This window comes from Kitasatospora sp. NPDC057738, from assembly GCF_042798815.1.
In the GTDB taxonomy this organism is placed as follows: Bacteria; Actinomycetota; Actinomycetes; order Streptomycetales; family Streptomycetaceae; genus Kitasatospora; species Kitasatospora lactacystinica.
Genome location: NZ_JBHVJT010000049.1, coordinates 8,224 through 10,912, shown reverse-complemented (window position 1 = coordinate 10,912; position 2,689 = coordinate 8,224). Strand labels below are relative to the sequence as shown.

The following is a 2,689-nucleotide window of genomic DNA, read 5'->3' as shown; positions in this document are numbered from 1 at the left end:
CCTTCCGGAGGGCCTCCCTCCCAAAAGGCGATGGAAAACCCCCACAAAACGACCCGGGAGGGGGAGTTTGTCTTTCCCCCTTCCCCCCGCCGAAGCTTCTCCCCCGGTGGCTCCTCGCTACCCGCAAGGAGCCACCGGTCGAAGCACGTGATGGTGCATATGTTCGAGATCAGCCCGGTTTCCAGTACCGGCAACGGGAGACCCTTGCCTCTGCCGGATCAGCTCCGGGAGCATCGTTCGGAGACCCGGCGAGCAAGGAGGCAACTGTGGAGCTGACACGGCTTGTAGGTTCCTGCGACGAGGGCGAGTGCCCGACGCTGTACCTGACGGACCGGGGCACCCTCGCCGTCCAGGGCGAGCTCGTGACCGAACACAGCCTCCAGATCCCGGCGCACGAGATGTTGGTGGAGGTTCCCGTCGAACTCATTCGAAAGGCCGTCCGTGACAACCTCATCTAGGACTCTCGGGGATTGGTTCTCGGCGTTCGAGCGCGAGGCTTTTCGACTCGAAACGCTCGACGACTACAGCCAGTCCGGTGGAGTCGACGCCTACCGAGCCTTTCTCGCCGGTGAGGAACAGCCGGATGATTACAAGAACGCGGGATGGGTCAGAACAGTGGCCGATGCCACGCGGGCGGGCAAGCGCATGTACCGGGTGCACATCCTCTCGCGGCCGCTCACGGACTACCTTCGCTTCGAGCTCGCATGGGGATACCACCGCAATATGACGGCTGGTGAGGAGTTCTTCATCCTGGACGTCACCGACCGGGAGAACCCCGTTCCCGAAGCACCGGACTTCTGGCTCTTCGACGACGAGACTGCGGTCTCGATGAGCTACGACGGGGGCAAGTACCTCGGCGTCGAATTCCTCACTGGCGGCCGGGCCGCGGAACTCAGGGCGTGCCGCGACACCGTGATGGCTCAAGCGATTCCGTTCTCCGAATGGTGGGCCGAGCACAGCGAGTGAACAGAACGCGGCTTGGACCGGCGCTGCGGGAACTGCGACAGGCCTCCGGAAAGGAGGCCAAGGCGGTGGCCCGCAGTGCCGTCATGTCCCCGAGCAAGCTGAGCAAGATCGAGACCGGCAAGGTGTCGCCCACCGTCGTGGATGTGGACCGCATTCTCACCGCTATAGGCGTGTCCGATGAGGTCAAGTCCGAGTACATGGCTGCCGCGCGGGCACAGGCCACAGAGGCGACCGCCTGGCGCCTGGTCCGGCGTCTCGGGTACCACCGCAAGCAGCAGCAGATCAAAGCGCTGGACGACTCCACCAGGCTTCTCCGCGTGTTCCAGCCCTCCCTCGTTCCGGGACTCCTGCAGTCGCCGGAGTACGTGCGTGCGGTCTTCGGGAGGAAGGGACTCGGTGAGGAACCGCTCGCACGGGCAGTCGCTGCGAGGCTGGTCAGACAGCAGTCCCTCTACGACGCCACGAAGACAATGCGGTTCGTCATCACCGAACCCGTTCTCCGGTGGCGTCTGGTGCCGCCTGCGATGATGGCCGGGCAGTTGGACCGCATCCTCTCCGCCTCTCGCCTGCCCCATGTCGACATCCGGATCGTGCCGCTGTCCGCACCGCAGTCCGATGTGCCGACGCACTCCTTCGTCATCCGGGACGACCGCACGGTGACGGTGGAGACCGTGCACGCCGAGGTCGCGGTCACCGATCCGCGGGATGTCGAGTTGTACATCCGCAAGTTCGATGGATTCGCGGCTGCGGCCATGGTTGGTGACGAGATGCGCCGAATGATCGAATCCATTCGAGACGAGTACTTGAGTGAAGAGCAAAGGCGAGGGTGAATGCACGGAATAAATCTCGGCCTGCCTCGCTCCGTTTCCCGGTGACCATTCACCTTTCATGGTTCGGGTCGACCTTTGACCGAACAGGAAATCCTCGCCGGCCACCCGCGTTCTACCCCTACATTTGTGCTCGCCCGATGATGGGAGCCACAGGGAGTCCAGCATGCGCAGGAATCCGTCGTGCGCGCCCACCATTCGATGAGTGCGACGACGCGGAGGTACACATGGCCACCACCGTTCCGAGTCGGCCGGGAGGCGTCCCGGTCTTCGACCGTGCCGAGTCCCGGCTGCCGATGGGTGTCGCCGGTGCGACGTCCATGCCCGGGCTGGACGGCGAGAGCGGGCCCGGGAGGCCGTTCGCCTTCCGCTTCCTCGTCCCGGTCACCGGGGCCGGGGGGATCCTGCCCGCCGACATCGGCTACGACGACGAGACGCAGACCTGCACCTACGAGGGCCTCCCGCCCGGCGTCTACATGACCAGCAACCCGCCCAAGACCTACGGCCCGACGCAGCCCTCCGGGCAGATGGACGCGCCGGACGACCCGGGAAGCAGCAACGACTGAGATGCCGATCGCCGATGCCGTCCTCGTGCTGACGGGGACCTTCGATCCCACCGCCGACCTCGTGATCGAGGAGCTGAACCGGCGCGGAACCCCCGTCTTCCGGGCGGACACGGCGTGGTTCCCGTCGAGGCTGGCCCTGGCGGCCGGCCTCGACGGGGCCTCCGGCTGGACCGGCACGCTGGCCACCGAACGGCGCACGCTGGACCTCGCGGCCGTGGGGGGGGGGGGGGGGGCCCCCCCCCCCCCCCCCCCCCCCCCCCCCCCCATCCGCTCAAACCCCCCCCCTTGGCCCCCCCCCCCCCAACCAAGAGCTCTCTCGGCTCTCCTCTG

Annotated in this window: 4 protein-coding genes; all 4 read left to right on the top strand. The window is 66.5% G+C overall.

The window, feature by feature from the left end; all coding sequences use genetic code 11:
* Nucleotides 1-266: 266 nt before the first annotated feature.
* The 4 genes from ACFVGO_RS25000 (at nt 267) to ACFVGO_RS24985 (ending at nt 2,359) form a co-directional block, all read left to right on the top strand.
* Nucleotides 267-458, top strand: coding sequence for a hypothetical protein (locus ACFVGO_RS25000; protein WP_359905104.1), 192 nt, complete (start codon nt 267-269; stop codon nt 456-458).
* Nucleotides 442-966 carry a DUF6879 family protein gene (locus ACFVGO_RS24995; RefSeq protein WP_380358729.1) on the top strand — a complete coding sequence of 175 codons (525 nt, stop codon included), beginning with the start codon at nt 442-444 and terminating at the stop codon, nt 964-966. Before ACFVGO_RS25000 ends, ACFVGO_RS24995 begins: the two co-directional genes overlap by 17 nt.
* Complete coding sequence (locus tag ACFVGO_RS24990) at nt 963-1,796, top strand: helix-turn-helix transcriptional regulator (RefSeq protein WP_359905098.1); 834 nt, start codon at nt 963-965, stop codon at nt 1,794-1,796. The genes ACFVGO_RS24995 and ACFVGO_RS24990 overlap by 4 nt, the downstream gene beginning before the upstream one ends.
* 224 nt (nt 1,797-2,020) lie before the next feature.
* Nucleotides 2,021-2,359 carry a hypothetical protein gene (locus ACFVGO_RS24985; RefSeq protein ID WP_380634116.1) on the top strand — a complete coding sequence of 113 codons (339 nt, stop codon included), beginning with the start codon at nt 2,021-2,023 and terminating at the stop codon, nt 2,357-2,359.
* The last annotated feature ends 330 nt before the right edge of the window (nt 2,360-2,689 follow it).